This is a genomic window from Palleronia marisminoris (genome assembly GCF_900172315.1).
Classification (GTDB): domain Bacteria; phylum Pseudomonadota; class Alphaproteobacteria; order Rhodobacterales; family Rhodobacteraceae; genus Palleronia; species Palleronia marisminoris.
In genome coordinates, this window is record NZ_FWFV01000005.1 from 22,858 (window position 1) to 49,681 (window position 26,824).

The window sequence follows — 26,824 nt, forward strand, 5'->3', positions numbered from 1 at the left end:
GGGGCTTCAACCGGCCATCCACGGCAGGCGGTCGAGGTCGACGTTGCCACCGGTGAGGACGATGCCCACGCGCTTGCCGCGGAAGGGGTCGGGGTTCTTCAGCACGCAGGCCATGGGCACAGCCGAAGACGGCTCCATCACCACGCGCAGGTGCTTCCAGACCAGCTTCATCGCATCGACGATTTCCTGCTCCGACGCCGTGTAGATCTCGCTGACGTGGTTCGACACGAAATGCCAGGTCAGGTCCTTCAGCGGCACCAGCAGCCCGTCGGCGATGGTTTTCGGCGCGTCATCGGCGATGACATGCCCGGCCTTGAAGCTGCGATAGGCGTCGTCGGCCTGCTCGGGTTCGGCGGCGATGACCTGGCACTCGGGTGCCAGCTTCGAGAGGGTCAGGCAGGTGCCCGAGATCATGCCGCCGCCGCCGATAGGCGCGACCACCATGTCCAGCCCGTCGGTCTGCTCGACGAACTCCTTCGAGCAGGTGCCTTGCCCCGCGATGACGCGCGGATCGTTGTAGGGGTGGACGAAGTCGCCCCCGGTGGCCTTCTGCACCTCGGCAAAGGTCGCCTCGCGGCTCGAGGTCGAGGGGTCGCATTCGGTGATCTGTCCGCCGTAGCGGCGCACGGTGTCCTTCTTCGCCTGCGGCGCGGTGCGCGGCATGACCACGTTGCAGGGGATGCCGCGACGCATGGCGGCGTAGCTCAGGCAGGACGCGTGGTTGCCGCTGGAATGCGTCGCCACGCCCTTCTCGGCTTGTTCGTCGTCGAGGCCGAAGACCGCATTGCAGGCGCCGCGGACCTTGAAAGCACCCGGTTCCTGAAAGTTCTCGCACTTGAAGAACAGTTCTGCCCCGGTCACCTCGTTCAGGTAGGCCGATGTCCGCACTTCGGTTCGCCGGATATGGGGCTTGATCCGCTCATGGGCGGCCAGCATGTCCTCGTAGGTCGGGATATACATGGCGTCGTCCTTCATCTCAGGCGGCCGCTTTGTCTGCGTTCAAGCGGTTCCCACGATAGCAGTCCTGAGCAGCGGCGACGCCGGACCCGAGGGTGATATCCAGTCCCAGATCGGCCATGACCATTTCCGCCGTGGCGATGCCCGACAGCGCCATGACGTCGGTCAGGCTGCCCAGGTGGCCGATGCGGAACACCTTTCCCGCGACTTCGCCCAGGCCGGTGCCGAAGGCCACGCCATAGGCGCTGGCGGCGTGGGAAACGATGTCCGTGGCGTTGAAGCCCTCGGGCGTGCGGATCGCGCTGACCGTGTCCGAGTAGACCTCGGGCGAGACGGCGCATAGCTCGAGCCCCCAGGCACCCACCGCGGCGCGTATGCCCTCGGCGATGCGGTGATGGCGGGCAAAGACATTCTCCAGCCCCTCGTCCAGCAGCATCCCGCACGCCTCGTTCAGACCGTTCAGCAGGCCGACGGCAGGCGTGTAGGGATAGGCGTTGTTGGCATAGCCCTTTGCCATGTCCTTCACGTCGAAGAAGGTGCGGGGCAGGGTCGCGGCCTCGGTCGCCATCATGGCCTTGTCGCTGAACGCAGTGATGGCCAGGCCCGGCGCCAGCATGAAACCCTTCTGCGAGCCGGCGACGGCAACGTCGACGCCCCATTCATCGAAACGGAAATCCATCGACGCGATGGAACTGACGCCATCCACGAACAGCATGGCGGGATGACCGGCGGCGTCTAGTGCGCGGCGGACGGCGGCGATGTCGGATTTCACGCCGGTTGCGGTCTCATTGTGCGTGGCTAGAACGACCTTGATCTCATGGTTCTCGTCGGCGGCCAGGATTTCCTCATACCGGTCTGCGGGCACGCCGTGGCCCCAGGGGGTCTCTATGATTTCTACCTTCAGGCCGTGGCGCTGGCACATGTCGATCCAGCGGTGGGAGAACATGCCGTTGCGGGCTGCAAGCACTTTGTCGCCCGCGGACAGGCAATTGGTCAGGGCGGCTTCCCAGCCGCCGGTGCCGGTCGACGGAAAGATGAAGACCTGCGCCGAGTTGCTCTTCAGCACCTTGCGCACCCCCTCGCGGGCCGGGTGCAGGATCTGTCCGAACAGCGGCGAGCGATGGTCGATCGTCGGCATGTCGCACGCCTTGCGCAGGCGCTCGGGAATGTTCGTTGGACCGGGAATGAAAACCGGATTCTGAAAGCTCATGGCGCGTCTCCTTCCGTCATTTGAACCACGATAGGAAGCCGGTCAGCTTCGGGCCATTTTTTTGGGCGGTCCTACTGCGCTGACCAGACAGGGAAATATTCTATTGTTTACAGTGGCTTGTATTTTTCATATGGTGAATGCATCTTTCATTTAATCCCGAAGGCATCTCATGGATTTTCAAGACAATGCCGGGCGGGGGACGCGAAAAGCGCGCGGCCGCCCCCGCGACTGGGACGACAAGACGGCCCAGAACACCATCAAGGCGCTGGACCGGGCGATGGAGGTTTTCGAGTTCCTCAGCGAACGGCAGGGGATGGCGCTGAGTGCCATTTCAGCCGAGATGGGCCAGTCGCCCTCGACGGTCTATCGTGTTCTCGTGACGCTCGAAAACCGGGGGTTGGTGGAGTTCGATGCCGGGGAACAGCTTTGGCACATCGGCCCCCGCGCCTTCATGATCGGAGCGCGCTTCCTGCGCCGCACGAGCTTGGTGGACCGCGCCCGCCCCGTCATGCGCGCGCTGATGGAGGCGACCGGCGAGACTGCCAACCTTGGTGTCGAGAAAGAGGGAATGGTGCTGTTCCTCAGCCAGGTGGAGACCCATGCCAACATTCGCGCCTTCTTTCCGCCCGGCACCCTTTCGGCGATGCACGCCTCGGGGATCGGCAAGGCCCTGCTGGCGCAGATGGACGACGCGCGTCTGGCACGTCGGCTTGGTGACGGGCTCGAGGCCTTCACGAAGAAATCCATAATTGACTATGGCGCCTTGCTGGCGGACCTGCGGGAGACCAGGACGCGCGGCTATTCCTATGACGACGAAGAGCGCAATATCGGGATGCGTTGCATCGCGGCGCCGGTCTTTGACATCAACGGCGAGGCCATCGCCGGGATCTCGGTATCGGGTCCCACCAGCCGCTTGACCGGAGACGGGTTGGAAAGGCTGAGCCGTCCCGTGATGGAAGCGGCCCGAACCCTGACCGAGGCGATCGGAGGATCGATCACTCCGCAGCGGACTTGAGCCTCCGGTCGCGGGGCAGGGCTTGAGCCCCGAGGCGCAGCGACATGTGTCGGTTGACGTCCTTGTATAGCAGGTAGCGGAAGCGGCCCGGCCCTCCCGCATAGCAGGCCTGCGGGCAGAAGGCGCGCAGCCACATGAAGTCGCCGGCCTCGACCTCGACCCAGTCGTTGTTCAGCCTGTAGACGGCCTTGCCCTCCAGCACGTAAAGGCCGTGTTCCATCACGTGCGTCTCCAGGAACGGGATGACCCCGCCCGGCTCGAAGGTGACGACGGTCACGTGCATGTCGTGACGCAGGTCGTCGGGGTCGACGAAGCGAGTGGTGGCCCATGCGCCATTGGTGTCCGGCATCGGAGTCGGCGGAATGTCGTTCTCGTTCAGGATCAGCACGTCGGGCTCTGCCAGCCCCGGCGCGGGATCGTAAGCCTTGCGCACCCAGTGAAAACGCAGCACCTCGTTGCCCCGGTTGTGCAAGGCCCAGTCGGCAGAGGGCGGCAGGTAGGCATACCCGCCGATTGCCAGCGTGTGCGTTTCTCCGTTCACGCTCAATGTCGCCTCGCCCTCGACGACAAAGAGCACGCCTTCGGCCTCGAGATCGGTCTCGGGGGTATCCGAGCCGCCACCCGGCTGCACCTCCATGATGTACTGGCTGAAGGTCTCGGCAAAGCCCGAGAGGGGCCGGGCGATCACCCACAGACGCGTGTCCGTCCAGCCAGGCAGGAAACTGGTGACGATGTCGCGCATCGTTCCCTTGGGGATCACCGCGTAGGCATCGGTGAAGATGGCCCGATCGGTCAGAAGCTGGTCCTGGCCGGGAAGGCCTCCGTGAGGGGCGTAGTATGTGGCGGACATGTCCGGCCTCCTGAAAATCGCGGGCGTCTGCCCAATATGCGTCACCGATATTGCCGCAGAAACCCGGAATGATCTCACATCTCTTTATCGGAAAGATTGAAAGTGCTCCGCTCTCGGGCCTGCGGAAGCACCGATCTGCGAAGCCTTCAGCCGGCTGTCCGGGTGCAGCCGTCGAGGCGATAACGATCCCCGAAACGGGGGACGGGCCGTGCTGCCGTATCTCAAGCCGGTTCGGGCGCTCGGACTTCTGCGCCGGGCATCTTGGCGCGCGTCTTGCGGGGCACTCCGGCGACGTAGACCTCTTCGACGGCGCGGTCGTCGCCCATGACCTGAAGGATGAACAGCTCTTCCGCCAGCGTGCTCGCCCGCTCGGCGCGCAGGGCCATGGCGTCGGTTGCGCGGGCATTCAACACGACGATGTCGGCTTCGGTCCCGGGATCCAGCGTTCCTATGCGGTCCTCCAGGCCAAGCACGGCGGCATTGCCGCGCGTTGCCCAATGGAAAGCCCGCATCGGATGCAGCGCCTGGCCCTGCAATTGCAGCACCTTGTAGCCCTCGTTCAGGGTCTGGAGCATGGAATAGCTGGTCCCGGCGCCCACATCCGTCGCGATGCCGCTGGTAATGCCGCGAGACCGCAGGCGAGCCTCGTCGAACAAACCGCTGCCCAGGAACAGGTTCGACGTGGGGCAGAAGACCGGACGCGCTCCGGTGGCGGCCAGCGCGTCGACCTCGCGCGGGTTCAGGTGGATGGCGTGACCCAGCAGTGTCTTCGGTCCCAGCAGGCCGTGACGCTCGTAGACGTCGAGGTAATCGCGCGCCTCGGGGTAGAGTTCGGCCGTGTAGGCGATCTCGGCGTGGTTCTCCGAGAGGTGGGTCTGGATGTGACAGTCAGGGTGCTCGGCCGCCAGCGCGCCGGCCATGTCCAACTGTTCCGGCGTCGAGGTGATGGCAAAGCGAGGTGTGATGACATAACCGTTCCGGCCTTGTCCGTGCCAGCGCGCGATCAGCGCCGTGCTGTCGTCGTACCCCGTTTGCGGTGTGTCGCGCAGCCCGTCGGGCGCGTTGCGGTCCATCATGACCTTGCCGCCCAGCATCCGCATGTTTCGCCGCGTGGCTTCGGCAAAGAGAGCGTCGGCGCTTGCCGCGTGGACCGAGCAGAACGCGACGGCGGTGGTGGTTCCGTTGTCGGTAAGCTGGTCGAGGAAGGCAGCGGCCATGCGCGCGCAATGGTCCGCGTCGGCGAACCGCGTTTCCTCGGGAAAGGTGTAATGGTTCAGCCAGTCCAGCAGTTGCGCCCCCCAGGAGGCGATGACCTGCACCTGCGGGAAATGGAGGTGCGTGTCGATGAACCCGGCCATCATCAGGTGCGGGCGGTGGTCCACCACCGCGGCTGCGGGCGCGCGAGCCGCGATCTCGGCGTAGGATCCGGCGGCGGCGATCACGCCGTCTTCGATCAAGAGGCCCGCGTCTTCGATGTAGGTATAGGCGTCGGTGTCGGTGGCGTCCGCCGGTTCGCGATGGAACGTCAGCAGGCGTCCGCGCAGTAGGGTCTCGGTCATGTGCGACCTCCGGTCTGTCTGGTGGAATGAGGCGGCGGAGCCGCCGCCCCGGCTTCGTCAGGCCCGCTGCGGAGGCACGTTGTCGAGAAGGTCAGGTTCGTCGGGCACGATTATCCGGTGCTCCAGGTCCTCCTTGGGCGCCACCAGGGGGTAGAGCCAGAGGAACCCGCCGATGATCATGTAGCCCACGGTGATCCCGTCGAACTGCGGCAGTTGCAGTGCTGCGGCATGAACGACCCCGACCGAGGACATCGCCGCTGCCGCCAGGGCAAAGCCGCCCGCCATGCGGAACCGCCCGTCGATCACGTCTGCCACGATGGCGCCCCAGATCAGGCCGGTCAGGACGGCACCCTGGCTCAGCGCTAGGTGGCCGTCATAGTGGGCGCCCTCCATCAGCAAGGCGGCGGTCAGGCTCTCGTCACCCAATGCCGGCAGACCCTCGACGCCCGTGGCGCGCAGAGAATTCATCAGCGACCCCCACTTGGTGATCAACAGGGACGATACATGCGGCAGGATTGCAAAGGTGACCGCCGCCATGTGCGCGGGTTTCACCGCCCAGGCGGTATTGGTGATCAGGCTCACCGCGACGAAGACGAGCACGGGCGCCGCCGCCGCGATCGGGATCAATCCGGCGAGGAAGGAGAGGAAGCCAAGGAAGGCCGCCGCTGCGATCACCACGGCCACGCCGACGATATAGCCCGCGCGCGCGTCCAGCCGCTTGTAAGCGGGATGGCCGATGTACACCGTGGTCGGAAACGGAGAGCCGAAGACAGCGCCGATCATGGTGCCGGCGCCGTCGGTCAACTGGCACAGACCCACCGGATATTGGTCGCCCGCGGCCTCGGCGCTCTCGACGTTGTTCATGGTCTCGATGAAATTGTAGATCTGCACCGGCACCAGGACGAGGAACAGTTCCGGGTTCGCGAAGAGATACGCGATGCCGGCAATCAGGTCTCCGAAATAGGGAACGGGCGGGTAGAAGCCCAGGCCCGAGGTATCAAATCGAGACTCGCCGAGGATGATCGCGATCACCGTGCCCGCCGCGATGGCGACCAGCCCGGCGGGCAGGTTGCCCGGCAGACGAAAGCGGCCGATCAGCCCCCAAAGGATGAACAGAAGCGCCGTGAACCCGATCACCGGGTTCTCGAAGATCTGCGACAGTGGCACCGCGCCGATGAACATCAGCGCGATCCCGCAGAGCGTCCCCAGCATCCCCGCGCGCGGGGTGGTCCGCTTCAGCCAAGGGCCGATGATGGCACCCAGGGCCGCGACGATGCCGCCCATGAAGCCCGCTCCGATGCCGACCTGCCATGCCAGCAGCGGGTCCTGTGTGGCCCAGTAGATCGGGCCGATCACGCCGAACAGGTAGACGAACATCACCGGGGTCGAGATGCCGTATGGCAGGGCGGTCACGTCCCGGCCCTGCCGGGTCGCGGTGACTTTCGCCATGATCGTGTAGACGACGACGCCCGCCAGGATGGCGATCGCGGCACCCGGCACGATGCGGCCGAATACGATCTCGGCAGGCATGCCGAACACGAACTGGCAGATCCCGGACAGGATCAGCAGGTTCACCAGGTTGTCAGTAAACAGTGCCCAGAAGGCGCTGGAATCGCCCCGTGAGAACAGCCGGTAGTTATAGCTCGTCCCGTCCATGACGGTCTCCTCCTCCGCTAAGACCAGACCGCCGTCCCGTTATCGGGCCGTGGCTCCCTCCTGGTCGTGGTGATGGCCCCTTGCGAGGGCATGTCCCGCTTGCGCGGCGCCGTTTGCGGCAGCGTCACGGGTCAGCTCCGCCATGATCTCGGCCACGACGAAGGCCGCGATGAGGCCGGGCCGTTTGTCGCGGCTGCCGCCTGCCCCGATAGGGCAGGTCAGTCGCTCGAAGCATGTCGCGTCGTGGTGCTTGCGCATCCAGTTGCGCAACTTGACACGCTTGGTGGCCGACCCGATCATGCCGACATAGGCCGCATCGCCCCTCTCGAGCGCGGCGGAGGTCAGCAGGAAGTCCAGGCCATGATCGTGGGTCAGCACGATGAAGGCGCTGCCCGGCGGGGCCGTCGCGATGTCCAGCTCGGGGATGGCCGAGACGCGGGTCTCCACCGCCACCGTGCACAGCGCCACTTCCGCGGCGCGCGGATCGACGACGATGCAGCGCACCGGCAAGTGTTGCAGCATTGTGGCGATGGCCCGCCCGACATGTCCTGCGCCCATGACGTAGACATGGGGTAGGGCGGCGGCCTCCATCTCGGCGCGCTCCAGCGCCGCGCGCTTGTCCGAACCGCGCATCCGCGTCAGGGAAAGCTCGACCCGGCCGCCGCAGCACTGCCCGATCTCGGGGCCGAGCGGGACATCGGTGTGCCGGGCCAATTCGCCGTCGTGCAACATCGCGCGGGCGGTCTCGATCGCGCGATGCTCCAGCTGCCCGCCGCCGATGGTGCCGTGAAGCGCCTCGGGCGCCACGAACATCTCTGTGCCCTCGTTGCGGGGCGACGAGCCGCGCACGCGGGCCAGCGCCACACGGATCACGCCGCCATGGCTGTCGAACAAGCCGGCAAGGGTCATCGTCTTTCGCCCCCCGCGCGCAACCGCGCCACCGCCATCAGCACCCGTTCGGGCGTGGCGGGCGCGTCGAGGCGCGGACACTCCCGGTAGCCCGCGACCGAGGCCACCGCCATCGACAGCGCCTCGAAGACCGAGATGCCCAGCATGAAGGGCGGCTCGCCCACCGCCTTCGACCGCTTGATCGTCAGCTCGCGGTTTTCGGACCAGTCGGCGAGGGTCACGTTGAAGATGCGCGGCCGGTCAGAGGCCAGCGGGATCTTGTAGGTCGAGGGCGCGTGGGTACGCAGCCGCCCGGCCTCGTCCCACCAGAGTTCCTCGGTGGTGAGCCAGCCCATGCCCTGAACGAAGGCGCCCTCGACCTGACCCTTGTCCAGCGCCGGGTTCAGCGAGCGACCGACGTCGTGCAGGATGTCCGTGCGCTCGACCCGGTACTCGCCCGTCAGCGTGTCGATCGTCACTTCCGAGCAGGCGGCGCCGTAAGCATAGTAGTAGAAGGGTCGTCCTTGGCCCTTTTGGCGGTCCCAGTGGATCTTGGGCGTCTTGTAGAACCCCGCCGCCGAAAGCTGGACCCGGGCGAGGTAGGCTTGTCGGATGAAGGCGTCGAAGCTCAGGACGTCGTCGCCCACATGCACCCGGTTCGATGCGAAGCGCACCGCCTCGGGCGCAACCTGCCAGCGCTCTGCCGCGAATTCCACCAGTCGCGCCTTGATCTGTTCGACCGCGTTCAGCGCCGCCATGCCATTCAGGTCGGTGCCGCTCGAGGCGGCGGTGGCCGAGGTATTCGGCACCTTCTCGGTCGTGGTCTTCGTGATCTTGATGCGTTCGAAATCGATCTGGAAGGCCTCTGCCACCACCTGCGCGACCTTGGTGTTCAGCCCCTGGCCCATCTCGGTCCCGCCGTGGTTCAGGTGGACCGAGCCGTCATTGTAGACATGCACCAAGGCGCCCGCCTGGTTGTACCAGGTCGCGGTGAAGGAGATGCCGAATTTCACCGGGGTGAGGGCGATACCCTTCTTCAGGACCGGAGAGCCCTCGTTGAAGGCGATGATCCCCGCGCGGCGCTGGCGGTAGGCGCAGCCATGCTCCAGTTCCGTCACCAGCCGGTCGAGGATGTTGTCCTCCACCTCCTGGTGATAGGGGGTCAGGTTGCGTCCTTCGGACCCGTAGAAATTCGCCTTGCGCACGTCCAGCGGGTCCTGACCGGTGGCATAGGCGATCTCCTCGATCATCCGCTCCGCGGCGATCACGCCCTGCGGGCCGCCAAAGCCGCGAAAGGCGGTGTTGGAGACGGTGTTGGTCTTCATCGGGCGGCTGGTCAGCCGGACATTCGGATAGAAGTAGGCGTTGTCCGCATGGAACAGCGCGCGGTCGGTGACCGGGCCGGAGAGATCCGCCGAGAATCCACAGCGCGCCGCAAACGTGCCGCCCACTGCTTGGATGCGCCCCGCGTCATCGAAGCCGACCTCGTAGTCGATCACGAAGTCATGCCGTTTGCCGGTCGCCGTCATGTCCTGGTCGCGATCGGGCCGGATCTTGACGGCACGGTTCCACTTCTTGGCGGCCATGGCGGCGACCGCGGCAAACAGGTTCATCTGGCTTTCCTTGCCGCCGAACCCGCCCCCCATGCGCCGCACGTTCACCACCACCGCGTTGGACGGCACGCCCAGGACATGCGCGACCATGTGCTGCGCCTCCGAAGGGTGCTGGGTCGAGCAGTGCACGACGACGTCGTCATCCTCGCCCGGGACAGCGAAGGCGATATGGCCCTCGAGATACATGTGATCCTGCCCGCCCACGTGCATCCGCCCGGTGATCCGGTGCGGGGCCGAGGCAAAGCCCGCGTCGACATCACCGCGCTCCAGTTTCAGGGGGGAGGCGACATGCGGATAGCCGGCTTCCTGCGCCGCGATCGGGTCCAGCGCGTGGGGCAGGACCTCGCAATCGACGCGCGCCAGTTCCGCCGCGCGGCGGGCGATGTCACGGGTTTCGGCCACCACGGCAAAGAGCGGCTGGCCGTGGAACTGAATCCGGTCGGTGGGAAAGACCGGCTCGTCGTTCTGGCCCGTGGGGCTGATGTCGTTGACACCCGGCACGTCCCTGGCGGTCAGCACGCCGACCACGCCGGGAAAGCTCAGAACATCGGTCAGGTCCAGCCCGTTCAGCCGGGCATGCGCCACGTCCGACACGCCGAGATAGGCGTGCAACGTACCCTCGGGCTGTGCGATGTCGTCGGTGTAATCGGCGCGGCCCGTGACGTGCTTGACGGCGCTGTCGTGGTTGCGGTCGGTATGGGCCGCGATCGTGATGGCCAGAGTGTCCTTCATGGTCGTGCCCTCCCCTCCGACGCAGTTTCAAGTTGGACGGGCGCGGCGGTGCCTGCGTCCTGTTCCAGAAAGAAGCGGCGCAGCAGGTTCTGGGCGGCCATGGTCCGATAGCCGGCCGATGCGCGCCAATCGCTGAACGGGGTGAAATCCTCCGCCAGTGCCTCGGCGGCGGCCTCGAAGCTTTCCGCCGTCCACGGCCGGCCTGTCAGTACCGCCTCTGCGGCGCGCGCGCGTTTCGGAGTCGCAGCCATGCCGCCGAAGGCGAGGCGTGCGAGGGTGATCCGCCCGTCCTCGACCCTGACCCGGATACCCGCCGCGACAGAGGAAATGTCTTCGTCCCGTCGCTTGGAGATCTTGTACGCCGCGTTCCGGTCGTCGGGGCCGGGCAGGGGGATGCGGATGCTTTCCACGAACTCGCCCGCCGCCCGATCCTGCTTGCCGTAGTCGACAAAGAAGTCCTGGAGAGGCAAAGTGCGTCGCTCCGTGCCGCGGCGCAAAACGATTTCTGCTCCGAGCGCGATCAGGACCGGGGGCGTGTCCCCGATGGGCGAGCCATTGGCGATGTTGCCACCGACTGTGCCCATGTTCCGAACCTGCCACCCCGCGATGCGGTGCCAGTACGAGGATAGATGTGGCAGGTGCTCGGACAGGATCGACTGGCACTCGGTGTAGCTGGCACCGGCGCCGAGGAGGAGGGCGTCATCCTGCCGCGTGACGGTCTTCAGCGCATCGAGGTGCCCGGTGAAGATCGCAGGCCCGATGTTGCGCAGGAATTTCGTGACCCAGAGCCCGACATCGGTGGCGCCGGCCACGATGGTCGCGTTCGGCCAGCTCAGCAGGCAATCGGCCAGATCGTCCACGTCCGCAGGCAGGATCGAAAGGTTGTCCCTTGGGCCGGAAACGACGCGGCGGCCATCGCGCAGCGCTGCCAGGCGGGCGGTCATAGCCTCGCGCTCTGCGGTCAGGTGGTCCGAAGCCGGCGTGCCGTAGCGGCTGACGGCCAGGGCGGCGCGGATAATGGGCGCATAGCCGGTGCAACGGCAGAGGTTGCCTTGCAGTGCGGTCTCCACCTGCGCCTCCGTCGGTTCGGGGGTCTCCATCCAAAGCGCATAGAGCGACATCACGAATCCCGGCGTGCAGAAACCGCACTGGCTGCCGTGATGCTCGATCATCGCCTCCTGAACCGGATGAAGCCGCCCTTCCGGTCTCGACAGGTGCTCGACCGTGACGACGTGGCAGCCGTCGACCGAGGCCAGGAACCGGATGCAGGCGTTGCTTGGTGCGTAGACGAGGCCCGTCGCGGACAGGCGTCCAACCAGCACGGTGCAGGCGCCGCAATCACCCTCGGCGCATCCCTCCTTGGTGCCGGTCAGGCGCCGGTCGAGTCGCAGGAAGTCGAGCAGCGTCCGGCTGGCCCCGACGTCGCAAACCGAGATTTCCCTGCCATTGAGGATGAAACGAATGTCGTCGCGATCTGTCATGCAGTCCTCCGCTTGCCCGGGCGGGTGGAACCGGGGCCAGACAGAGCATACGGATCGATACTGGATCGAAAAATCGTGTTAAACGGCAAATACTTTCAACCGTATGTTGAAGATCATCTGATCGAGTGCAAGGCTTCTGCGGTCGCAAAGCTGAGGATGCCACCTGATGTCCTACATCGAGAGCCTTCGAGTCTTTGTGCGCGTGCTGGAGCTGGGCAGCATCACATCCGGCGGCCGAGACCTGCGCCTGACTCCGGCGGTGGCCAGCAAGCGCGTGAAAGAGCTTGAGAAACGCTTGGGCGTGCGCCTCTTCAACCGCACCACGCGATCGATCACGCCGACAGAGGCGGGCCATGTGTTGTATGAAGAAGCGAAGACCGTTCTGCTGGCTCTTGAGAACGCCGAGGCGCGCGTGGCCAGCTTCTCGCAGGTGCCCCGGGGCGCGATCCGTGTGACAGCGCCGTTGGGGGTCGGGCGCCGGATCGTGGCGCCGATGGTGCCCTCCTTTTCCGAGAGTTACCCGGAGACCGAGGTCCGGATGCGGCTGTCGGACCGCAAGGTCGATCTGCTGGCGGACGGGCTCGACATCGCCTTCTTCGTCGGCGAACCGGGCGACTCCAATCTGAAGCTTCGCAAGGTCGCCGATTGCGCACGCGTGCTCTGCGCCGCTCCGGACTACCTTGACCGCCGTGGCACGCCGCGCGTCCCGGAGGACCTGCTGCATGGAGCGCACAATTGCTTGTTGCTGCGTTATCCTCGATCACCCGAGTATTTCTGGACTGTCCAGACGCCGATGGGCCCGCAAAAACTCGAAGTCAGGGGACGGTACGATGCCGATGACGGGGACGTTCTGACCGACTGGGCACTGGCAGGACATGGCGTCGTGAACAAGCCACGTTTCGACGTGCAGGATCATCTTGTTGCCGGACGGCTTGTCGAAGTGCTTCCCGAGACGCCACCGACGCCGACGATCTTCGGCTGTCTGTATCCCCACAAGAAGTTGCAGGATCCAAAGATCCGTCTCTTCGTTGAACATGTCGCGAGGCACAGCAAACCGCTCTTTGCCAGTTCGCGTGCGAAATGACAGGTGAGGTCTGCGATGGAAGTACGTCACCGTGCTTGGCGGAGGGGGAGATCACGGAGCAGCACGTGGGGCTCAAGGGCACCATGAACCAGCTTTTCCCCAAGGAGCTCGGCCAAGCCCGCGGGGGCACGGGCATCCTGGACAACGAACTGTAATATCGGCCGCCTGATCTGGAACCGGCTGCGCTACGTGAAGCACCCCGCCAGCGGCATTCGCGGTTCGCGGCTGAGCCCGAAGACGGGGTGGAATACCCACGATGTGCCCGACCTGCGCATCTTCGAGACGCCATTTGGCAGCGCATGAAGACTCGTTCGGCTCTGGAAGAAACAGAGCGCAAGCTGCAGCATCTCAATGACGCCATCGCGGAGGACTTTCCTCCACGCGAAGATCCATGCCCTGCAAGCAACTTCCCGAACTAGGAGCGCGACCGTCCAGTTCGATCAGTCGCGCGACGGTGCTTCCAGAGGCACGGCGATCCGACCTGCGATCGCGCCTTCCCCCGGATGGCGATGGCAGATCGTCTTCGTCATGGCGCCTTCCATCCATGGAACGTTCTCGGCGAAGGGCCGAGCGCAACGGTCATGGCTCGACGCGCCATGGCGGCGATCCGTCTGCGGAGGTCTGCCGCTTGTATCTGCTACTGCATTGAGTCTCGCGACCTTGGCGAGCGACTATGTAGCGGTCTTCCTACACGCCGCCGCTTTCAGCCTCGCGCAGGTGCTTGCCTGGCTGCCCTTCGTCGCTGCGGCGCGGCTGTGGGAAGATTACAGGCGGAATCATCGCGGCAGCATCCATAACACACGAGTTGTTGGCCGCCTGGAGCAGCGCCCGTCCGCCGTTTCAAGAACCAGGCCGAGCAGCGCGATGCACCGCAATCTCGCAACACCCAGCGGTGAGTTCAAATCAAGACCCGCGACAGCGCAGTGCTGCCACGATCTTCTCGCGCGAGGCAACGTCGCGTGTCGGGAAGGCCGCAAGATAGTCTTCTGCCGTGACATCAGGCTTGAGCCTGCGCGTCTCCCGGTGCCAGCGTGCCGCTTGATCGCGACGGCCGGCCAGTTCGTTCGCCACCAGCGCGATCAGGCGATCAGGTAGTGCGCTCCCGGCGCGGTTGCTGCCCGATCAGCCCAGTCGGCCGCGGCCTGATAGTCCTCTTGCTGCATCAGCATCTGCGCGCGAACTCCTTGTACCCCGTAGAGCAGGGGATCTAGCGGGCTCAGATGCAGCGAGGTTTCCAGAGCTGGATAGGTCGCGTCCGCGTTGCCCGTCAGCATCGCGGTGAAAGCCGCAGCATAAAATCCCTGAGCATAGTTCGGATTCAGAGTCTTCGCCCGCGTCAGCCAATCCGCCGCAACGTCGGGCTCGTTCGTCAGCCAATACGACCGGCCCATGGTGAAATTCGCAGACGGATCGAGCGGGTCGAGTTCCAGGCTGCGCTCCGCGTGCTGCCGCGTCGCGCGCGCCGCGGCCGCGGGATCGGGACCCAGGCGCAGGAAGGCGTTCAAAAAGCTCGTGAAGGACAGGCCGGCATGCGCACGCGCAAAACGCGGATCCGCCGCGACTGCCCGCTTGAAACATGCTTGTGCGACGGCGGTGTCGGTCGCGGTGAACCGGTAGATATGGCGAAGACCGAGATGGTAGTGGGCCCACGCATCCAATCCCTCTGGGCCGTTCAGATGGGCGATCCTCGCCTCGTTGTCAGGAATATGTGTCTCGAGTGCCGACACGATGTGGGCAACGATCCGCACCCTCAGGCCATCGATTTCGTCGAGGGGCGCGGTGAGGCGGTCGGCCCAGAGGACTTCGTGCGAATTGGCGTCGGTCAGCTCCAGCGTCACCGCTATTCTGGGAACCAGCCACCATGCACAGTGCGGATTACCGCTTGCCGCGCTCCGTCGTCCCCGACGGCCTGACGCGCCGAACGGATGCGGCTGGAATCACTCGCGTCGGAGACTGCCGTTCCCCCCCCAGACCGCCGCGACGATCTCGTCCTTCGTGACCATGCAGTCGCGGTGCCGGAGAAGATGAATCAGCAACGAAAGGACCTGCGGCTCGACCTGCACCGGTTCACCGCAATGGCTGAGCTGGAATAGCTCGGCGTCGAGTCGAAACTCTCCGAAAATCCACGTCGTGCGCGAGAACACAGGAAATTTCCGGTCCTCTGCACGATTTCTTCAGGAGTCCGTCAAGCGTTCCCGAAACTGAAGGCGCACGATCAGGGCGCAGCCGCTCGAACACGCGGCATCCCGCCCGAGGAACGGAGAAAGATGATGGAAGTGCGCGCCATCGAAACAAGGCGGTTCGACACGCCCGACGACGTTCTCGACATGAAGGAGCACGGCGGCATCTCCATCGTCAGGATGAGCGACGGAAGCACGGGAATGCTCGCCATCTTCGAACCCGGTTGGACGTGGGATGCGCACGAAAAGCCGCTTCCGGGCTCGCCGCCAGTCTAACTCTACATCTCGGAGGGGACATTGACGATGGAAGATGAAGGCCAGGAACCGCGACAGGTCGGTGTCGGGGAGGCCATTGTCGAACCCCTGAACTCGCCAATGCGGGTGAGCAACGAGGGCGATGAGCCGGTGGAGATCGTCGTTTTCCAGATCAGCCCACCTGAAGGCGAGTTCCTGGAACAGTTGCCGCGGGAACGGTCCCGAGGATCGAGTTGCAAATAGGAGCGCATTCGAGCGTCGGATGCGCTAGGCTTGAGCCAAGCGAAACGCCATGTCTTCGATTCACGAACGGCCCGGGTGATCCCGATCGCGCCAGCTTGAACGCAGCGATCCTGTCCGCGCTCCGTCCGCCCGAGTCTCTCAAAGTCGACTCTTGCTTACGATAACTGTGGATTCCCGGCGATATGGATCGGGCCGCGACGGAGCCGATCCCTTGTGAACAAAGGAGAGAAGCAATGGATGCGATTACAACACGAATGACGCAGGGCCGCGGGAGGGTGTTCGAGAGCATCCTGGAGACGGTCGGAGACACACCGGCGATCAGGATCAACACCCTCGCGCCGGAAGGCGTCGAGATCTACGTCAAGGCCGAGTTCTTCAACCCCGCCGGATCGGTCAAGGACCGGCTGGCGCTCAGCATCATCGAGGAGGCCGAGCGTGACGGACACCTGAGGCCGGGCCAGACCGTCGTCGAGGCGACCTCGGGCAATACCGGCATCGGGCTGGCCATGGTATGCGCGGCCAAGGGCTATCCGCTGGTTGTGACGATGGCCGACAGCTTCTCGGTGGAACGGCGCAAGCTGATGCGGATGATGGGCGCCAAGGTGGTGCTGACGCCGCGGGCAGAGAAGGGCTTCGGCATGTATCGCAAGGCCGTGGAACTGGCCGAGGCGAATGGCTGGTTTCTCGCCCGCCAGTTCGAGACCGAGGCGAACGCCCGCATCCACGAGAACACGACGGCCCGCGAGATCCTCGCCGATTTTCGGGATCGGCGGCTGGACTACTGGGTCACCGGATACGGCACGGGCGGCACGGTGACCGGCGTTGGCCGCGTGATGCGCCGAGAGCGGCCCGATACGAAGATCATCCTGTCCGAACCGGCCAATGCGCAGCTTCTGGGAAGCGGGCACGCACAATCTCGCAATGCCGATCACTCGCCCGCGGAAAGCCACCCTGCCTTCGAGCCGCACCCCATCCAGGGCTGGACGCCGGACTTCATTCCCCATGTCTTGCAGGAGGCCGTCGACGGCGGGCTCTATGACGAGCTGATCCCGGTCTCCGGCCCTGACGGCATCGCTTGGGCGCAGAAGCTCGCGCAGCGCGAGGGCATCCTGACTGGCGTCTCGGGTGGGGCGACATTCGCCGTGGCAATGAAGATCGCCGAACGGGCCGAGAAGGGCAGCGTCGTGCTTTGCATGCTGCCCGACACGGGCGAACGCTACATGTCCACGCCGCTCTTCGAGGCCATCCCGGAAGAGATGACCGACGACGAAGTGGCGCTGTCAAAGTCCACTCCCGGCTACCAGCTGGGCTGAGATGGAGAACCGGCCGGAATCCCTAGATCCCGCCGATTGGGAGCCGGTCCGCACGCTCGCCCGCCGCATCGTCGACCACGCCGTCGACTATACGAGGGACGTGCGTGACCGCCCCGTGTGGCAGGACATGCCGCTCGAGGTGCGAGCCTGCTTTCGAGGTCCCGCACCGCAAGAGGGGCAGCCGCTCGGGCATCGGGGGTCATGCCCGCTTGCGTGATCGCGACCGCCGGAACCGTCAATACCGGCGCCATCGACGATCTCGAGGCGATCGCGAATCTCTGTGCGTCGGAAGGACTTTGGCTGCACGTGGACGGCTGCATCGGCGCGCTTCTGGCCATCGCGCCCCAGAGCAGGACCCTGGTTCGCGGGATCGAGCGGGCAGATTCCATCGCGCTCGACCCGCACAAATGGTTGCACGCTCCGTTCGAGGTTGGATGCGCCCTCGTCCGGGACGCAAAGGCGCATCTCTGCACCTTCAAGGTCACGCCGGAGTATCTGGAGAATGCACCGCAGGGCATCGCGTCAGGAGCGTGGCTGCATGACTTCGGCCTTCAGACATCTCGCGGGTTCCGGGCACTCAAGGTCTGGATGGCCCTGAAGGAACACGGAGTAGCCAAGTTCGGTCGCCTGATCGAACAGGACCTGGCCCATGCCCGCTACCTCACCGAGCAGATCAACGCCGCGCCGCACCTGGAGCTGTGCCTTCCGACCTCCATCAACATAGTCTGTTTCCGTTGCAACCCCGGAGGGCTGTCGGAGCCGGAGCTGAAGAAGCTGAACATCGAGATCATGGTGCGCATGCAGGAAGCGGGTGTCGCTGCGGTATCTGACACGTCGATCCGTGGACGTCATTGCCTGCGCGCCGCAATCAACAATCATCGCACGAGGCGCGTCGATCTTGATATTCTTGTAGACCAAGTCGCGTCCTTGGGACTGGCGCTGAATGCCGGGATAGTTGGTGCTCGGAATTGACCCCGATCGATGCCCTGTGATCGTCTCATTGCCAGACCACCGCAAACATCTGCTTCACCTCGGTTGTCGCCCGATGCATGGCGTAGCGGCGTGTTCGGTGCTGCTCCTCCCGCAGCACCCGTCAGGCCTTGACCGCCATCGGATGACCGCGATCTTGCGAGCCAAGCAACCCCGCCGTGCGCCTCGAACCCTCAGTGCGGGAAGGCATCGCGCCAGCGCTGCGTGAATATTTCGCGTTTGTCGGCATCCATGGCGACCAGAAGTGGCGGGTGAAGACCGATTGGGCGCTCGAGCGCTTCGACCGTCCCCGAAACCTCGACCGGCGCGCCGCTTTCTTCGCCGAGCCGCACGATGAGGTCTTGCGCCTCGAGCTCTGCACGTCCGTCGGGAGATAGAAGATAGTCCAGGAACACGTGTGCCATGCCATTCGAGGGCGCGGCAGCCGGGATCATGGCGGCGCGCGCAAGGATCAGGGTGTAGTCCCCCGGCGCGACGACGCCGAGACGATCGTCGCCGCGCGCCCGCTGCAGGGCATAGGACCCGAGGACGTTGTAGGCCACGAGGTATTCCCCCGAGGCCACGGCGTCGATGATCTCGGCCGAGCAGCAGGTGGCGATGGCGCCGGTGCGGCCGAACGCTTCCATCAACCCGCCGAACGTCGTGGCCTCGAGCGAGTCGCTGAAGGCAAGAAGGAAGCCCAGCCCGGAATCCTCGATGTCGTAGGTCGCGATCCGACCCGCGAAGCGGCTGTCGCTGGGGCGCAGCAGATCTAGAAGATCGAAGCGCGACCGTGGCACCTCGTGCGGGGCCAGAAGGTCGCGGTTGTAGACCATCACGGCGGGCTCGCGGGTGATGCCCCAGAGCTGGTCGCGCCATTTCATCTGCGACGCCAGCGTTGCGGTCGCGGCCGAGGAATGGTTGGCTCCGCACCCCTCGTTGACGAGGGCAACCATGTGATGGACGGCCGAGCTGATGACGAGGTCGGCAGCGGCGTCGCCCTCGGCACAGTCCTTTGCGGTCACCCGGTAGAGGTCGTTCGAACCCCACTGCTCGTAGATGATACGCGTGTCAGGGCGCGTGGTGAGGAAGGCCTCGATCACGGGGCCGAACGCGGCAAGATCGGTCGTGCTGCGGATGGTGGCGGTGCGGGTAGCATTATCGGGGCCGAACGTGGCCGTCACTTCCGACGCCTCGGCCGCGGCGGGCAGCAAGGCTGCGATCAGGGCCAGGAAGCGCCTCATGTCGCGCGCCCCGGCAGTTCGAGCGATACCGTGTAGCGCGCGCCGTCGTGCTGCATGCGGAGCGCTCCGCCATGCCCCTCGGCGACTTCGCGAGCGATGGCAAGGCCGATGCCGCTGCCGCCGTTCCGACCGGCCCTGACGAACCGCGTGCCGCGCGCCGCCGTCACCTCGGCAGGAGCGCCTGCGCCACCGTCGCTGACCCAGAGGCCGGGTCTGTCGCCGCCCGTGACGCCGATGCGGACCGGCGGTTGGCCGTGGCGCAGGGCGTTGGACAGCAGGTTCTTCCCGGCCTCGGCAAGCGACATGGCATCCCCGCGCGTGACGACGGGGCTGTCGGGCAGGACCAGCTCGACCTCGGTTCCGATGCCGAGCGCAAGATCGTCGCAGGCCTCCACGACATCCACGGCGACGTCGCGCAGGTCGAGCGGCGTGGCTGGTTGGCTGTCGGCGCGGTGGACGATCATCGCCCGGCTGAGAAGCTGGTCGAGCAGCCGACCCAGCCCGGAGGCGCGATCATGGATGCGGGCCACGATCATTTCCCGCCGGCCCGGATCGACCTCGTCGGCCGCAAGCTGCGCCTGCGCCCGGATCGCCGCGACGGGGGTGCGAAGCTGATGCGCGGCGTCGGCGATCAGGTTGCCGGTCGCGACGCTCTGCCGTTCGAGCCGCGCCATGAACGCATTCAGCGACACGAGCATTCCCGCAACCTCGCGCGGCGCCGACAGGGACAGGGGCGTCAGGTCCGTTGGTTCGCGCGAGGCCAATGCGGCCCCGATGCGGGGCAGGGGTCGCAGGGCCTGGCTGACGGCGAGCCACGCGAACAGCGCCATGATCGCTCCTGCCGCGCCCAGCACCACCAGCGCGTTCTGCGCGATGTCATGGGCAAGCTCGCGCCGCGCGAGCAGGGTATGGCCGACGATCACGCGGACCGGCCCCGAGAAGCTGCGTTCGGCGAAGCGGCGGGTGAGGGCGACATAGCGCGCGGGTTCGGCGCCGAACTCGCCGTCGAAGAACACGCTTTCGTCGCGGCCGATGGCTTCGGGCAGAGGGGCGGTCGGGTCGCCGGTCAAGGTCGTTCCGTCGGGCGCCACGACGCGGTAGCGGACCCGATCGTCCCGGGCGAGCGAAAGAAGCTCGAAGGCCGAGACCGGCATATCGACCAATGCCGTTCCGTCCCGCACCGTGATCGCCGTCGCGATATCCGCCGCGGCGCCCAGAAGTAGGCGGTCATAGGCCTCGCGCGCCGCCTGACGACCATAGGCAAGTGCCGCGACAAGCACGAGCGCGCCGCCGAGCACCAGAACGGCCGTCACGGCGAGGGCGACGCGGGTCTTCAGCGACAACGTCGCGCGGACCGCCCCGGCGTCAGCCATCTTCCGCGACCAGACGATAGCCGAGGCCGCGATGGGTCTCGATCTTCACGCGCGATCCAGCGAGCTTCTTGCGCAGCCGGGCGACGTAAAGCTCGACCGTGTTCGTCCCGACCTCGGAGCGGTCGAACGAGAAGAGCCCGTCGAAAAGCCTCTCTTTCGAGAGGATCTGGTCGCGATGGGCCAGCATCAGCGACAGGAGCGTCATCTCGCGCCGGGTCATCTGGACCGGAGCGCCGTCGATGCGGACGGTCCTGCCGCTTTCGTCGAAGGCCAAAGCACCGATCGTCATCGCGTTGTCGGCCCGGCCCGTCTCGCGGCGCAGCAGCACGCGCAGCCGCGCCTCGAGCTCGCGCAGGTCGAAGGGTTTCACGAGGTAGTCGTCCGCCCCGCCGTCGAGCGCCTCGACCCGCGCGGTGACCTCGAACTCGGCGGTCAGCATGAGGACGGGGATCTGGTTGCCGCTTCGCCGCAACCCCTTTAGCAGATCGCGTCCGTCGCCATCAGGCAAGTTGATGTCGAGAACGATGGCGTCGTAGGCTTGGACCGCGAGCGCTTCTTCGGCATCGTCGAGCGTCCCGGCAAGGTCACAGGCGAACCCGGCACGCGACAGCGATGTCACGACGGCCTCGCCGACGTCCCGTGTATCCTCGACGATCAGAACGCGCATCGGCCACTCCTTCTCGGAAACGACCGTATTCCGATCAGCGGGTTCGTAAAAGCGCCCAACATGCGGGCATGACAGGTTGATGACAGGTTCAAAGGTTAACGTCGCCGGACGACCGGTGGCGCGGAGGGCTGCCGATCCGAAATCCGTGGAGGGATACATGAAAATCACGACGATCCGTGGCGGCGTTGCAGCCGCCGTTCTGCTGGCCTGCGCGCCCCTGGCGGCTTCGGCCCAGGAATTCACCCCTGAAAGCCCCGAGTGCATCGCACCTGCGAACCCGGGCGGCGGCTGGGACTTCACCTGCCGTCAGGTCGGCAAGTCGCTGCAGGACCTCGGCCTCATTCCGTCCACCATGCAGGTCGTGAACCTGTCGGGCGGCGGTGGCGGCGTGGCCTTCGCCGAAGTTGTCAACAAGCGCAACGAGGACGACGACCTGATCGTGGCCGCCTCGTCGGCCACCGCGACGCGGCTTGCCCAGAACGCGTTTCCCGGCAACACGATGGATCAGGTGCGTTGGATCGGCTCGGTCGGCGCGGATTACGGCGTGATCGCCGTGGCAGACGACAGCGAGATCCAGACGCTTCCCGAGCTGATGGACGCCATCAAGCAAGACCCGACCTCGATCTCGATCGGCGGTGGCTCGGCCGTGGGCGGATGGGATCACCTGAAGGTGCTGAACACCGCGCAGAAAGCCGGGATCGATGACGTGCGCAGCGTGAAGTACATCGCCTTCGCAGGCGGCGGCGAGGCGGTCACGCAGCTTCTGGCGGGTTCGCTGCAGGCGTTCACCGGGGATCTGTCCGAGGCTCGCGGCTTCGTCGAATCCGGTGACATCCGGGTCATCGCACTTCTGTCGCCCGAGCGGCTCGAAGGGGAGTTCTCGGGCTTCCCGACGGCGCGCGAGCAAGGAATCGATGCGGTCGGCGCCAACTGGCGCGGCTTCTACGGCCCGGGCAACATGAGCGACGAGGCCTACGACTACTGGGTCAGCCAGATCGACACGCTCTATGACAGCCCCGAATGGCAGGCGATAATGGAGACCAACGGTCTCGCGCCGCTGGACCTGCAGGGCGAGGAGTTCCAGCAGTTCGTGACGGACTCGGTCCAGAACATCGAGGACCTGTCCCGCGAGATCGGCATCGTTCAGTAACCAACGCCCCCGCGCCCCCGGATCCGTCCGGGGGCGTTCTTCATCGTGCTTATGGGAGGACCCCGCATGAGCGACCGGATCTTTGGCGGGATCGGGCTGATCCTCGCCGTCATCTTCACGTGGCAGGCATCGATCATCCAGGAAAGCTTCCTGACGGATGCCGTCGGCCCCAAGACCTTTCCCTACCTGATCGCCATCGTCATGGGCTTGGCGTCCCTCTACTTCCTGCTCAAGCCCGACCCCGAGCCCGACTGGCCCCGTGCCGGACGCCTTGCCGAGATCGGGTTCGCGGCCCTCGTGATGTTCGCCTATGCGCAGGCGCTGCCCGAGCTGGGGTTCCTGATCGCAACGGCCATCGTCGCCGGCTACCTGACGTGGCGCCTGGGCTCTCGTCCGGTCGAAAGCCTCGTCATCGGCGTCGGCACCTCAGTGGGCATCTACGTCATCTTCCGCCTCCTGCTGGGTCTCAGCCTCGCGCGCGGCCCCTTCGGCTTCTGAGGAGCAACCAATGGAACTGATGTCGAACCTGGCCGACGGTTTCGCCGTCGCGCTGACATGGCAGAACCTGGCGCTTGCGCTGATGGGCTGCTTTCTGGGCACGATCATGGGCGCGCTGCCCGGCCTCGGCCCGTCGAACGGCGTGGCGATCCTGATCCCGCTGGCCTTCACCATGGGGCTGGGGGCGACGCCCTCGCTGATCCTTCTGACGAGCGTCTATTACGGGGCAATGTACGGGGGGCGGATCAGCTCGATCCTGCTGAACATCCCCGGTGACGAGCCGGCCATGATGACATGTCTCGACGGGTATCCCATGGCGCAGCAGGGTCGCGCCGGCGAGGCGCTCGCCCTGTCCGGCATCGCGTCCTTCGTCGGCGCGTTCTTCGCGACCTGTGGCCTTGTCCTTCTGGCCCCCCAACTGGTGAAAGTGGCGCTTCTGTTCGGCCCGGCGGAATACTTCGCGCTCTTTGCGCTGGCCTTCGCGACCCTCGGGGGCATCTCGTCGACCAATCAGGCAAAGTCCGCGTTCGCCGCGGCACTGGGTCTCGGCCTCGCCATGATCGGTGTGGACACCCAGACCGGCGTGCCCCGCTTCACCTTCGGCGAAGTCCATCTTTATGACGGGATCGACTTCCTCGTCGCCATCGTGGGTCTCTTCGCCCTGTCCGAGGTCTTCATCTTCCTCGAGCATCGCGGCACCGACCAGGACATCTCGACCAAGCCGAAGATGGAGATCGGTCGCATCGTGCCGTCTTGGGCCCTGATCCGATACTGCATCCCGACCATGGGCCGCACGACCGTCCTTGGCTTCATCGCAGGTGTCTTGCCCGGAGCGGGGGCATCGCTGGGGTCTTTCATCTCGTACTCGATGGAGAAACGACTGGTCGACAAGGACGGCACCTTCGGCAAGGGCGATCCGCGCGGCGTCGCGGCCCCCGAGGCGGGCAACAACGCGGCAGCGGGCGGTGCGCTGGTGCCGATGCTGGCGCTCGGCGTTCCTGGATCGGGGACGACGGCCGTGCTTCTGGCGGTGCTGCTGTCGCTCAACATCACGCCGGGGCCGCTGTTGTTCACCCAGAACCCGGACGTGGTCTGGGGCCTGATCGCGGCGCTGTTCATCGGCAACTTCATGTTGCTGGCAATGAACATTCCGATGGTTGGTCTGTTTACCCGCGTCCTGCTGGTGCCGCCGCGAATCCTCATGCCGATCGTGGCGATGATCTCGTTCGTGGGGATCTACGGAATCTCGGGGTCCAGCTTCGACCTGATGGTGATGGTGGGCTTCGGCATCCTGGGCTGGGTCTTGCGCAAGCTCGATGTCCCCCTGGTGCCGGTGATCCTCGGCACGCTTCTGGGCAACGAGATGGAGGTCAACTTCCGCCGCGCGGTGAACATTGCGGACGGCGATTATTCAGTCCTCATCTCGTCACCGCTGACGATCCTGCTATGGACCATTGCGGCCATCGGCTTCGTTCTCCCGATCCTTGTGGGCGGCCTGGTGCGCCGACGCATGCGCATGGCGCGCGACGCTGAAGGTGGCGTGCGCGACTGAGGTCAATCTGACCTCATGGCCCGGAGAGCGATTTTCCGGGCCACTTCGGCAGCTACGAGTGGACCTTTGGAGGCGATGTTCGCGCGGACGTGGGCGCTGGCAGTCGGTACGAGTCGGCGATGGGCTGCCGCTGCGAGATGCATAGACGCCGGGACCGCGGTCACAGTCATCGTTCTAATTCATCGACACGTGAAGCGGCCATGCCTGGGCAATTCCGTTTGAACGGCATCGTTCCGCCCGCTCAGCCAAGGAAGACCTTGCTCTGCGGATATCCGATCCGAGGCTTCGAACGGGTCGCCAGGAAGAAGCCCAGAGTCAGCGGACCCACGCGCCCAATAAACATGACGGCAATGATGACGGCCCGTCCAAACTCATCGAGTTCCCCGGTTGCGCCACGTGAAAGGCCGACCGTGCCGAAGGCGGACGTGACCTCGAATGCGAGGTCGAGAAAGTTGCCGTCATGCGAAATCGTGATCAGGAAGATGGCCGTGAATACGGTGAGCATGCTGACCATCGCGAGCGCCAGGACCTTCATCACTTCGTCCGTCCCAAGCCTGCGTCCGAAGACATGAAGCTGCGCCCGACGTCGGAAGAATGCGGTCGTGGCCAGAAGCAACACGATGAAGGTGGTGACCTTGATGCCGCCGGCCGTGGAGGTGCTGCCTCCCCCGATCACCATTAGCGACATGAACATCATGGCGGTGCTGTCGTGGATGGCCGTGATGTCGACAGTGTTGAACCCGGCGGTGCGCGGCGTCACTCCCTGGAACCAACTGGCCCAGAGACGATCCGTGATGCTGTCGAGTCCGCCGAGCGTGCGGGGGTTGGTCCATTCCAATGCTGCGAAGCACAGCACCGACCAGACGATCAGCCCTGACGTGCCTACGATCATCAGCTTGGTGTGAAGCGAGAAGCTCCGCCAAGTGCGCTTGGTATAGAGTTCGGTGACGACGATGAAGCCAAGGCCCCCGAAGATGAAGAGAGCCGGCACTACGAGATTCACGATCGGGTCGCCGACCCATCTTGACAGACCGTCGGGAAAAAGAGTGAAGCCTGCATTGTTGAAGGCAGACACCGTATGAAACAGCGCCTGCCAAAGCCCCTCGGCCACGCCGAACTCGGGGACGAAGACGAAGGACAACAGAGCCACGCCGGCAAGTTCACTGGCCAGGACCACCTTCAGGATCCCGCGCACCAGCAGGAGTAGGTCGTAGATCGAGGTCTGGTTCAGGTCGTCGCGCAGGAAGATGCGTTGCGACATGCTTATCGGCAGGCCCAGCATGGAGAGGACCAGCACGGCGAACGTCATAAGCCCTAGCCCGCCCAGATGGATCAGCACCATCACGACACCCTGACCGAAGATGGTGAGTTGGCTACCGGGATCGAATACGACCAGGCCGGTCACGGTGACGGCCGAGGCAGCGGTGAAGACAGCATCCGACCATGTGATCGGCATCGTGGTGGCGAGCGGCAGCTTCAGCAGCACAGCCCCGGCCACGATCAGCGCCGCGTAGAGCGACGCGAGGATTGCCGGCGGCGGGACGTCGACGCGGATGCGCCCCCTGAGCCACTTGGGGCGCATGGCGCGGCTTAGAGACTGTCGCCGAAGCGACGCAGATTCTCACGCCGCCCCAGCAGAAGCAGCTTGTCGTCGGCGACAAGTTCCGTGCATCCCGTCTCGCAGGAGATGTAATCGCTGCCTCGCATCAAGCCCAGTGGACGCAGTCCGAACCTGTCGCTCAAGCCAACCGCATCCAAGGCCTTCCCGTTTAGACCTTCAGGCACCCTGAAGTCCACGACATGAAACCCGTTGCCGAGGCTTACATAGTCCCGCACCAAAGGGTTGTGCAGCATCTGCGCGATATGCCGGCCGATTTCCTGTTCGGGTTGTATCACGCGGTCAGCGCCAAGCTTGGTGAGGATACGATGGTGCGTTCGGCTCATCGCCTTTACCCACACCGTCGGCACGCCAATGAGCTTGACGTTCATCGTGCACAGGATGTTGGCTTCGAGCTCCTCGCCGATTGCGACCACCGCGACATCGTAGTTGCCCAACCCGGCCTCGCGGAGGGCATGCTCGTCGCGTCCATCTGCGATCATGGCTTCTGCGAGTGTCTCCGCGACGCGCGCGACGTTCCGTTCGACCGTGTCGATCCCCAGAACGTGATTGCCGAACCGCGAAAGTTCAGAGGCGACTGTCGTACCGAATGTCCCAAGGCCTATGACGGCAAAGCTGCGGTGCTTTTGTTTCGACATGACTGCCTCGACTGACCGGCGCGAGGTAGCCGGTTTACCGATCCGGGTCAACGATGTGTGCATATGCGGCACGTCGGTG

The 26,824-nt window shown here is 65.2% G+C and carries 24 protein-coding genes; 9 read left to right on the forward strand and 15 right to left on the reverse strand.

The genetic code is table 11. The features are described from left to right. Positions 1 to 6 precede the first annotated feature (6 nt). A complete protein-coding gene (bhcB, locus tag PAM7066_RS09655; protein WP_085853969.1) occupies positions 7 to 975 on the reverse strand; it encodes a beta-hydroxyaspartate dehydratase BhcB in 969 nt (322 codons plus the stop codon). Between the two features lies 1 nt (position 976). Beyond that, entirely contained in the window at positions 977 to 2,167 is a 1,191-nt protein-coding gene (gene bhcA, locus PAM7066_RS09660) for an L-aspartate--glyoxylate aminotransferase BhcA (protein WP_085853970.1), read from the reverse strand. A gap of 169 nt (positions 2,168 to 2,336) precedes the next feature. Between bhcA and bhcR the strand changes: the two genes are divergently transcribed. Continuing rightward, positions 2,337 to 3,182, forward strand: a complete 846-nt coding sequence (gene bhcR, locus PAM7066_RS09665; RefSeq protein WP_085853971.1) for an HTH-type transcriptional regulator BhcR — start codon at positions 2,337 to 2,339, stop codon at positions 3,180 to 3,182. Here bhcR and PAM7066_RS09670 read toward each other — a convergent pair. From PAM7066_RS09670 to xdhA, 6 genes are all read right to left on the reverse strand, one after another. Next, positions 3,163 to 4,032 carry a bifunctional allantoicase/(S)-ureidoglycine aminohydrolase gene (locus PAM7066_RS09670; RefSeq protein WP_085853972.1) on the reverse strand — a complete coding sequence of 290 codons (870 nt, stop codon included), beginning with the start codon at positions 4,030 to 4,032 and terminating at the stop codon, positions 3,163 to 3,165. The two genes, bhcR and PAM7066_RS09670, sit on opposite strands and share 20 nt — an antisense overlap. Positions 4,033 to 4,253: 221 nt before the next feature. Continuing rightward, positions 4,254 to 5,591: a guanine deaminase gene (guaD, locus tag PAM7066_RS09675; protein WP_085853973.1), complete on the reverse strand. Its 1,338-nt coding sequence runs from the start codon at positions 5,589 to 5,591 to the stop codon at positions 4,254 to 4,256. Positions 5,592 to 5,648: 57 nt separating this feature from the next. Next, positions 5,649 to 7,247 (reverse strand): xanthine/uracil/vitamin C permease, encoded by a 1,599-nt coding sequence (locus tag PAM7066_RS09680; RefSeq protein WP_085853974.1) that lies wholly within the window; start codon positions 7,245 to 7,247, stop codon positions 5,649 to 5,651. Between the two features lie 39 nt (positions 7,248 to 7,286). Continuing rightward, entirely contained in the window at positions 7,287 to 8,156 is an 870-nt protein-coding gene (xdhC, locus tag PAM7066_RS09685) for a xanthine dehydrogenase accessory protein XdhC (RefSeq protein ID WP_085853975.1), read from the reverse strand. Further along, entirely contained in the window at positions 8,153 to 10,480 is a 2,328-nt protein-coding gene (gene xdhB, locus PAM7066_RS09690) for a xanthine dehydrogenase molybdopterin binding subunit (protein ID WP_085853976.1), read from the reverse strand. The genes xdhC and xdhB overlap by 4 nt, the downstream gene beginning before the upstream one ends. Further along, positions 10,477 to 11,961 (reverse strand): xanthine dehydrogenase small subunit, encoded by a 1,485-nt coding sequence (gene xdhA / locus PAM7066_RS09695; protein ID WP_085853977.1) that lies wholly within the window; start codon positions 11,959 to 11,961, stop codon positions 10,477 to 10,479. Before xdhA ends, xdhB begins: the two co-directional genes overlap by 4 nt. A 166-nt stretch (positions 11,962 to 12,127) precedes the next feature. Here xdhA and PAM7066_RS09700 point away from each other — a divergent pair, with 166 nt between their 5' ends. Continuing rightward, positions 12,128 to 13,045 (forward strand): LysR family transcriptional regulator, encoded by a 918-nt coding sequence (locus tag PAM7066_RS09700; protein ID WP_085853978.1) that lies wholly within the window; start codon positions 12,128 to 12,130, stop codon positions 13,043 to 13,045. Positions 13,046 to 14,124: 1,079 nt separating this feature from the next. Here PAM7066_RS09700 and PAM7066_RS18600 read toward each other — a convergent pair. Then, the gene (locus tag PAM7066_RS18600) at positions 14,125 to 14,883 is read right to left on the reverse strand and encodes a tetratricopeptide repeat protein (protein ID WP_090928898.1); all 759 of its coding nucleotides are present in this window, start codon (positions 14,881 to 14,883) and stop codon (positions 14,125 to 14,127) included. A 99-nt stretch (positions 14,884 to 14,982) separates the two neighbouring features. After that, positions 14,983 to 15,189: a winged helix-turn-helix domain-containing protein gene (locus PAM7066_RS19175; RefSeq protein ID WP_090928901.1), complete on the reverse strand. Its 207-nt coding sequence runs from the start codon at positions 15,187 to 15,189 to the stop codon at positions 14,983 to 14,985. Between the two features lie 126 nt (positions 15,190 to 15,315). Here PAM7066_RS19175 and PAM7066_RS19325 point away from each other — a divergent pair, with 126 nt between their 5' ends. From PAM7066_RS19325 to PAM7066_RS09720, 4 genes are all read left to right on the forward strand, one after another. Next, positions 15,316 to 15,501, forward strand: a complete 186-nt coding sequence (locus PAM7066_RS19325) for a cupin domain-containing protein (protein ID WP_245749646.1) — start codon at positions 15,316 to 15,318, stop codon at positions 15,499 to 15,501. A 6-nt stretch (positions 15,502 to 15,507) separates the two neighbouring features. Next, positions 15,508 to 15,723 carry a cupin domain-containing protein gene (locus tag PAM7066_RS19330; protein WP_276326076.1) on the forward strand — a complete coding sequence of 72 codons (216 nt, stop codon included), beginning with the start codon at positions 15,508 to 15,510 and terminating at the stop codon, positions 15,721 to 15,723. Between the two features lie 233 nt (positions 15,724 to 15,956). After that, a complete protein-coding gene (locus tag PAM7066_RS09715; RefSeq protein ID WP_085853979.1) occupies positions 15,957 to 17,036 on the forward strand; it encodes a PLP-dependent cysteine synthase family protein in 1,080 nt (359 codons plus the stop codon). 117 nt (positions 17,037 to 17,153) lie between these two features. After that, positions 17,154 to 18,008 carry a pyridoxal phosphate-dependent decarboxylase family protein gene (locus tag PAM7066_RS09720; RefSeq protein WP_370738088.1) on the forward strand — a complete coding sequence of 285 codons (855 nt, stop codon included), beginning with the start codon at positions 17,154 to 17,156 and terminating at the stop codon, positions 18,006 to 18,008. A 191-nt stretch (positions 18,009 to 18,199) separates the two neighbouring features. On the opposite strand, the gene PAM7066_RS09725 is transcribed toward PAM7066_RS09720, so the two are convergent. The 3 genes from PAM7066_RS09725 to PAM7066_RS09735 are packed head-to-tail and all read right to left on the reverse strand — an operon-like array spanning position 18,200 to position 21,289. Continuing rightward, positions 18,200 to 19,249 carry an ABC transporter substrate-binding protein gene (locus PAM7066_RS09725; protein ID WP_085853981.1) on the reverse strand — a complete coding sequence of 350 codons (1,050 nt, stop codon included), beginning with the start codon at positions 19,247 to 19,249 and terminating at the stop codon, positions 18,200 to 18,202. Continuing rightward, a complete protein-coding gene (locus PAM7066_RS09730) occupies positions 19,246 to 20,622 on the reverse strand; it encodes a sensor histidine kinase (RefSeq protein WP_085853982.1) in 1,377 nt (458 codons plus the stop codon). Before PAM7066_RS09730 ends, PAM7066_RS09725 begins: the two co-directional genes overlap by 4 nt. After that, on the reverse strand, positions 20,615 to 21,289 hold the full coding sequence (locus PAM7066_RS09735; protein WP_085853983.1) for a response regulator: 675 nt from the start codon (positions 21,287 to 21,289) through the stop codon (positions 20,615 to 20,617). The genes PAM7066_RS09730 and PAM7066_RS09735 overlap by 8 nt, the downstream gene beginning before the upstream one ends. 157 nt (positions 21,290 to 21,446) lie before the next feature. Between PAM7066_RS09735 and PAM7066_RS09740 the strand changes: the two genes are divergently transcribed. From PAM7066_RS09740 to PAM7066_RS09750, 3 genes are all read left to right on the forward strand, one after another. Then, positions 21,447 to 22,439, forward strand: a complete 993-nt coding sequence (locus PAM7066_RS09740; protein ID WP_085853984.1) for a Bug family tripartite tricarboxylate transporter substrate binding protein — start codon at positions 21,447 to 21,449, stop codon at positions 22,437 to 22,439. Between the two features lie 66 nt (positions 22,440 to 22,505). Continuing rightward, entirely contained in the window at positions 22,506 to 22,937 is a 432-nt protein-coding gene (locus PAM7066_RS09745; protein ID WP_085853985.1) for a tripartite tricarboxylate transporter TctB family protein, read from the forward strand. A gap of 10 nt (positions 22,938 to 22,947) precedes the next feature. Beyond that, positions 22,948 to 24,489: a tripartite tricarboxylate transporter permease gene (locus tag PAM7066_RS09750; protein WP_085853986.1), complete on the forward strand. Its 1,542-nt coding sequence runs from the start codon at positions 22,948 to 22,950 to the stop codon at positions 24,487 to 24,489. Between the two features lie 241 nt (positions 24,490 to 24,730). Here the strand turns inward: PAM7066_RS09750 and PAM7066_RS09755 are convergent, their stop codons facing one another. Both PAM7066_RS09755 and PAM7066_RS09760 read right to left on the reverse strand, forming a co-directional pair. Then, the gene (locus tag PAM7066_RS09755) at positions 24,731 to 26,071 is read right to left on the reverse strand and encodes a TrkH family potassium uptake protein (RefSeq protein ID WP_085853987.1); all 1,341 of its coding nucleotides are present in this window, start codon (positions 26,069 to 26,071) and stop codon (positions 24,731 to 24,733) included. A gap of 8 nt (positions 26,072 to 26,079) precedes the next feature. After that, entirely contained in the window at positions 26,080 to 26,745 is a 666-nt protein-coding gene (locus PAM7066_RS09760; RefSeq protein WP_085853988.1) for a potassium channel family protein, read from the reverse strand. Positions 26,746 to 26,824 lie beyond the last annotated feature (79 nt).

Coding starts and splice junctions, on each gene's coding strand:
- bhcB (WP_085853969.1), bottom strand. CDS start 975: ATGAAGGACGACGCCATGTATATCCCGACCTACGAGGACATGCTGGCC.
- bhcA (WP_085853970.1), bottom strand. CDS start 2,167: ATGAGCTTTCAGAATCCGGTTTTCATTCCCGGTCCAACGAACATTCCC.
- bhcR (WP_085853971.1), top strand. CDS start 2,337: ATGGATTTTCAAGACAATGCCGGGCGGGGGACGCGAAAAGCGCGCGGC.
- PAM7066_RS09670 (WP_085853972.1), bottom strand. CDS start 4,032: ATGTCCGCCACATACTACGCCCCTCACGGAGGCCTTCCCGGCCAGGAC.
- guaD (WP_085853973.1), bottom strand. CDS start 5,591: ATGACCGAGACCCTACTGCGCGGACGCCTGCTGACGTTCCATCGCGAA.
- PAM7066_RS09680 (WP_085853974.1), bottom strand. CDS start 7,247: ATGGACGGGACGAGCTATAACTACCGGCTGTTCTCACGGGGCGATTCC.
- xdhC (WP_085853975.1), bottom strand. CDS start 8,156: ATGACCCTTGCCGGCTTGTTCGACAGCCATGGCGGCGTGATCCGTGTG.
- xdhB (WP_085853976.1), bottom strand. CDS start 10,480: ATGAAGGACACTCTGGCCATCACGATCGCGGCCCATACCGACCGCAAC.
- xdhA (WP_085853977.1), bottom strand. CDS start 11,961: ATGACAGATCGCGACGACATTCGTTTCATCCTCAATGGCAGGGAAATC.
- PAM7066_RS09700 (WP_085853978.1), top strand. CDS start 12,128: ATGTCCTACATCGAGAGCCTTCGAGTCTTTGTGCGCGTGCTGGAGCTG.
- PAM7066_RS19325 (WP_245749646.1), top strand. CDS start 15,316: ATGGAAGTGCGCGCCATCGAAACAAGGCGGTTCGACACGCCCGACGAC.
- PAM7066_RS09715 (WP_085853979.1), top strand. CDS start 15,957: ATGGATGCGATTACAACACGAATGACGCAGGGCCGCGGGAGGGTGTTC.
- PAM7066_RS09725 (WP_085853981.1), bottom strand. CDS start 19,249: ATGAGGCGCTTCCTGGCCCTGATCGCAGCCTTGCTGCCCGCCGCGGCC.
- PAM7066_RS09730 (WP_085853982.1), bottom strand. CDS start 20,622: ATGGCTGACGCCGGGGCGGTCCGCGCGACGTTGTCGCTGAAGACCCGC.
- PAM7066_RS09735 (WP_085853983.1), bottom strand. CDS start 21,289: ATGCGCGTTCTGATCGTCGAGGATACACGGGACGTCGGCGAGGCCGTC.
- PAM7066_RS09740 (WP_085853984.1), top strand. CDS start 21,447: ATGAAAATCACGACGATCCGTGGCGGCGTTGCAGCCGCCGTTCTGCTG.
- PAM7066_RS09745 (WP_085853985.1), top strand. CDS start 22,506: ATGAGCGACCGGATCTTTGGCGGGATCGGGCTGATCCTCGCCGTCATC.
- PAM7066_RS09750 (WP_085853986.1), top strand. CDS start 22,948: ATGGAACTGATGTCGAACCTGGCCGACGGTTTCGCCGTCGCGCTGACA.
- PAM7066_RS09755 (WP_085853987.1), bottom strand. CDS start 26,071: ATGCGCCCCAAGTGGCTCAGGGGGCGCATCCGCGTCGACGTCCCGCCG.
- PAM7066_RS09760 (WP_085853988.1), bottom strand. CDS start 26,745: ATGTCGAAACAAAAGCACCGCAGCTTTGCCGTCATAGGCCTTGGGACA.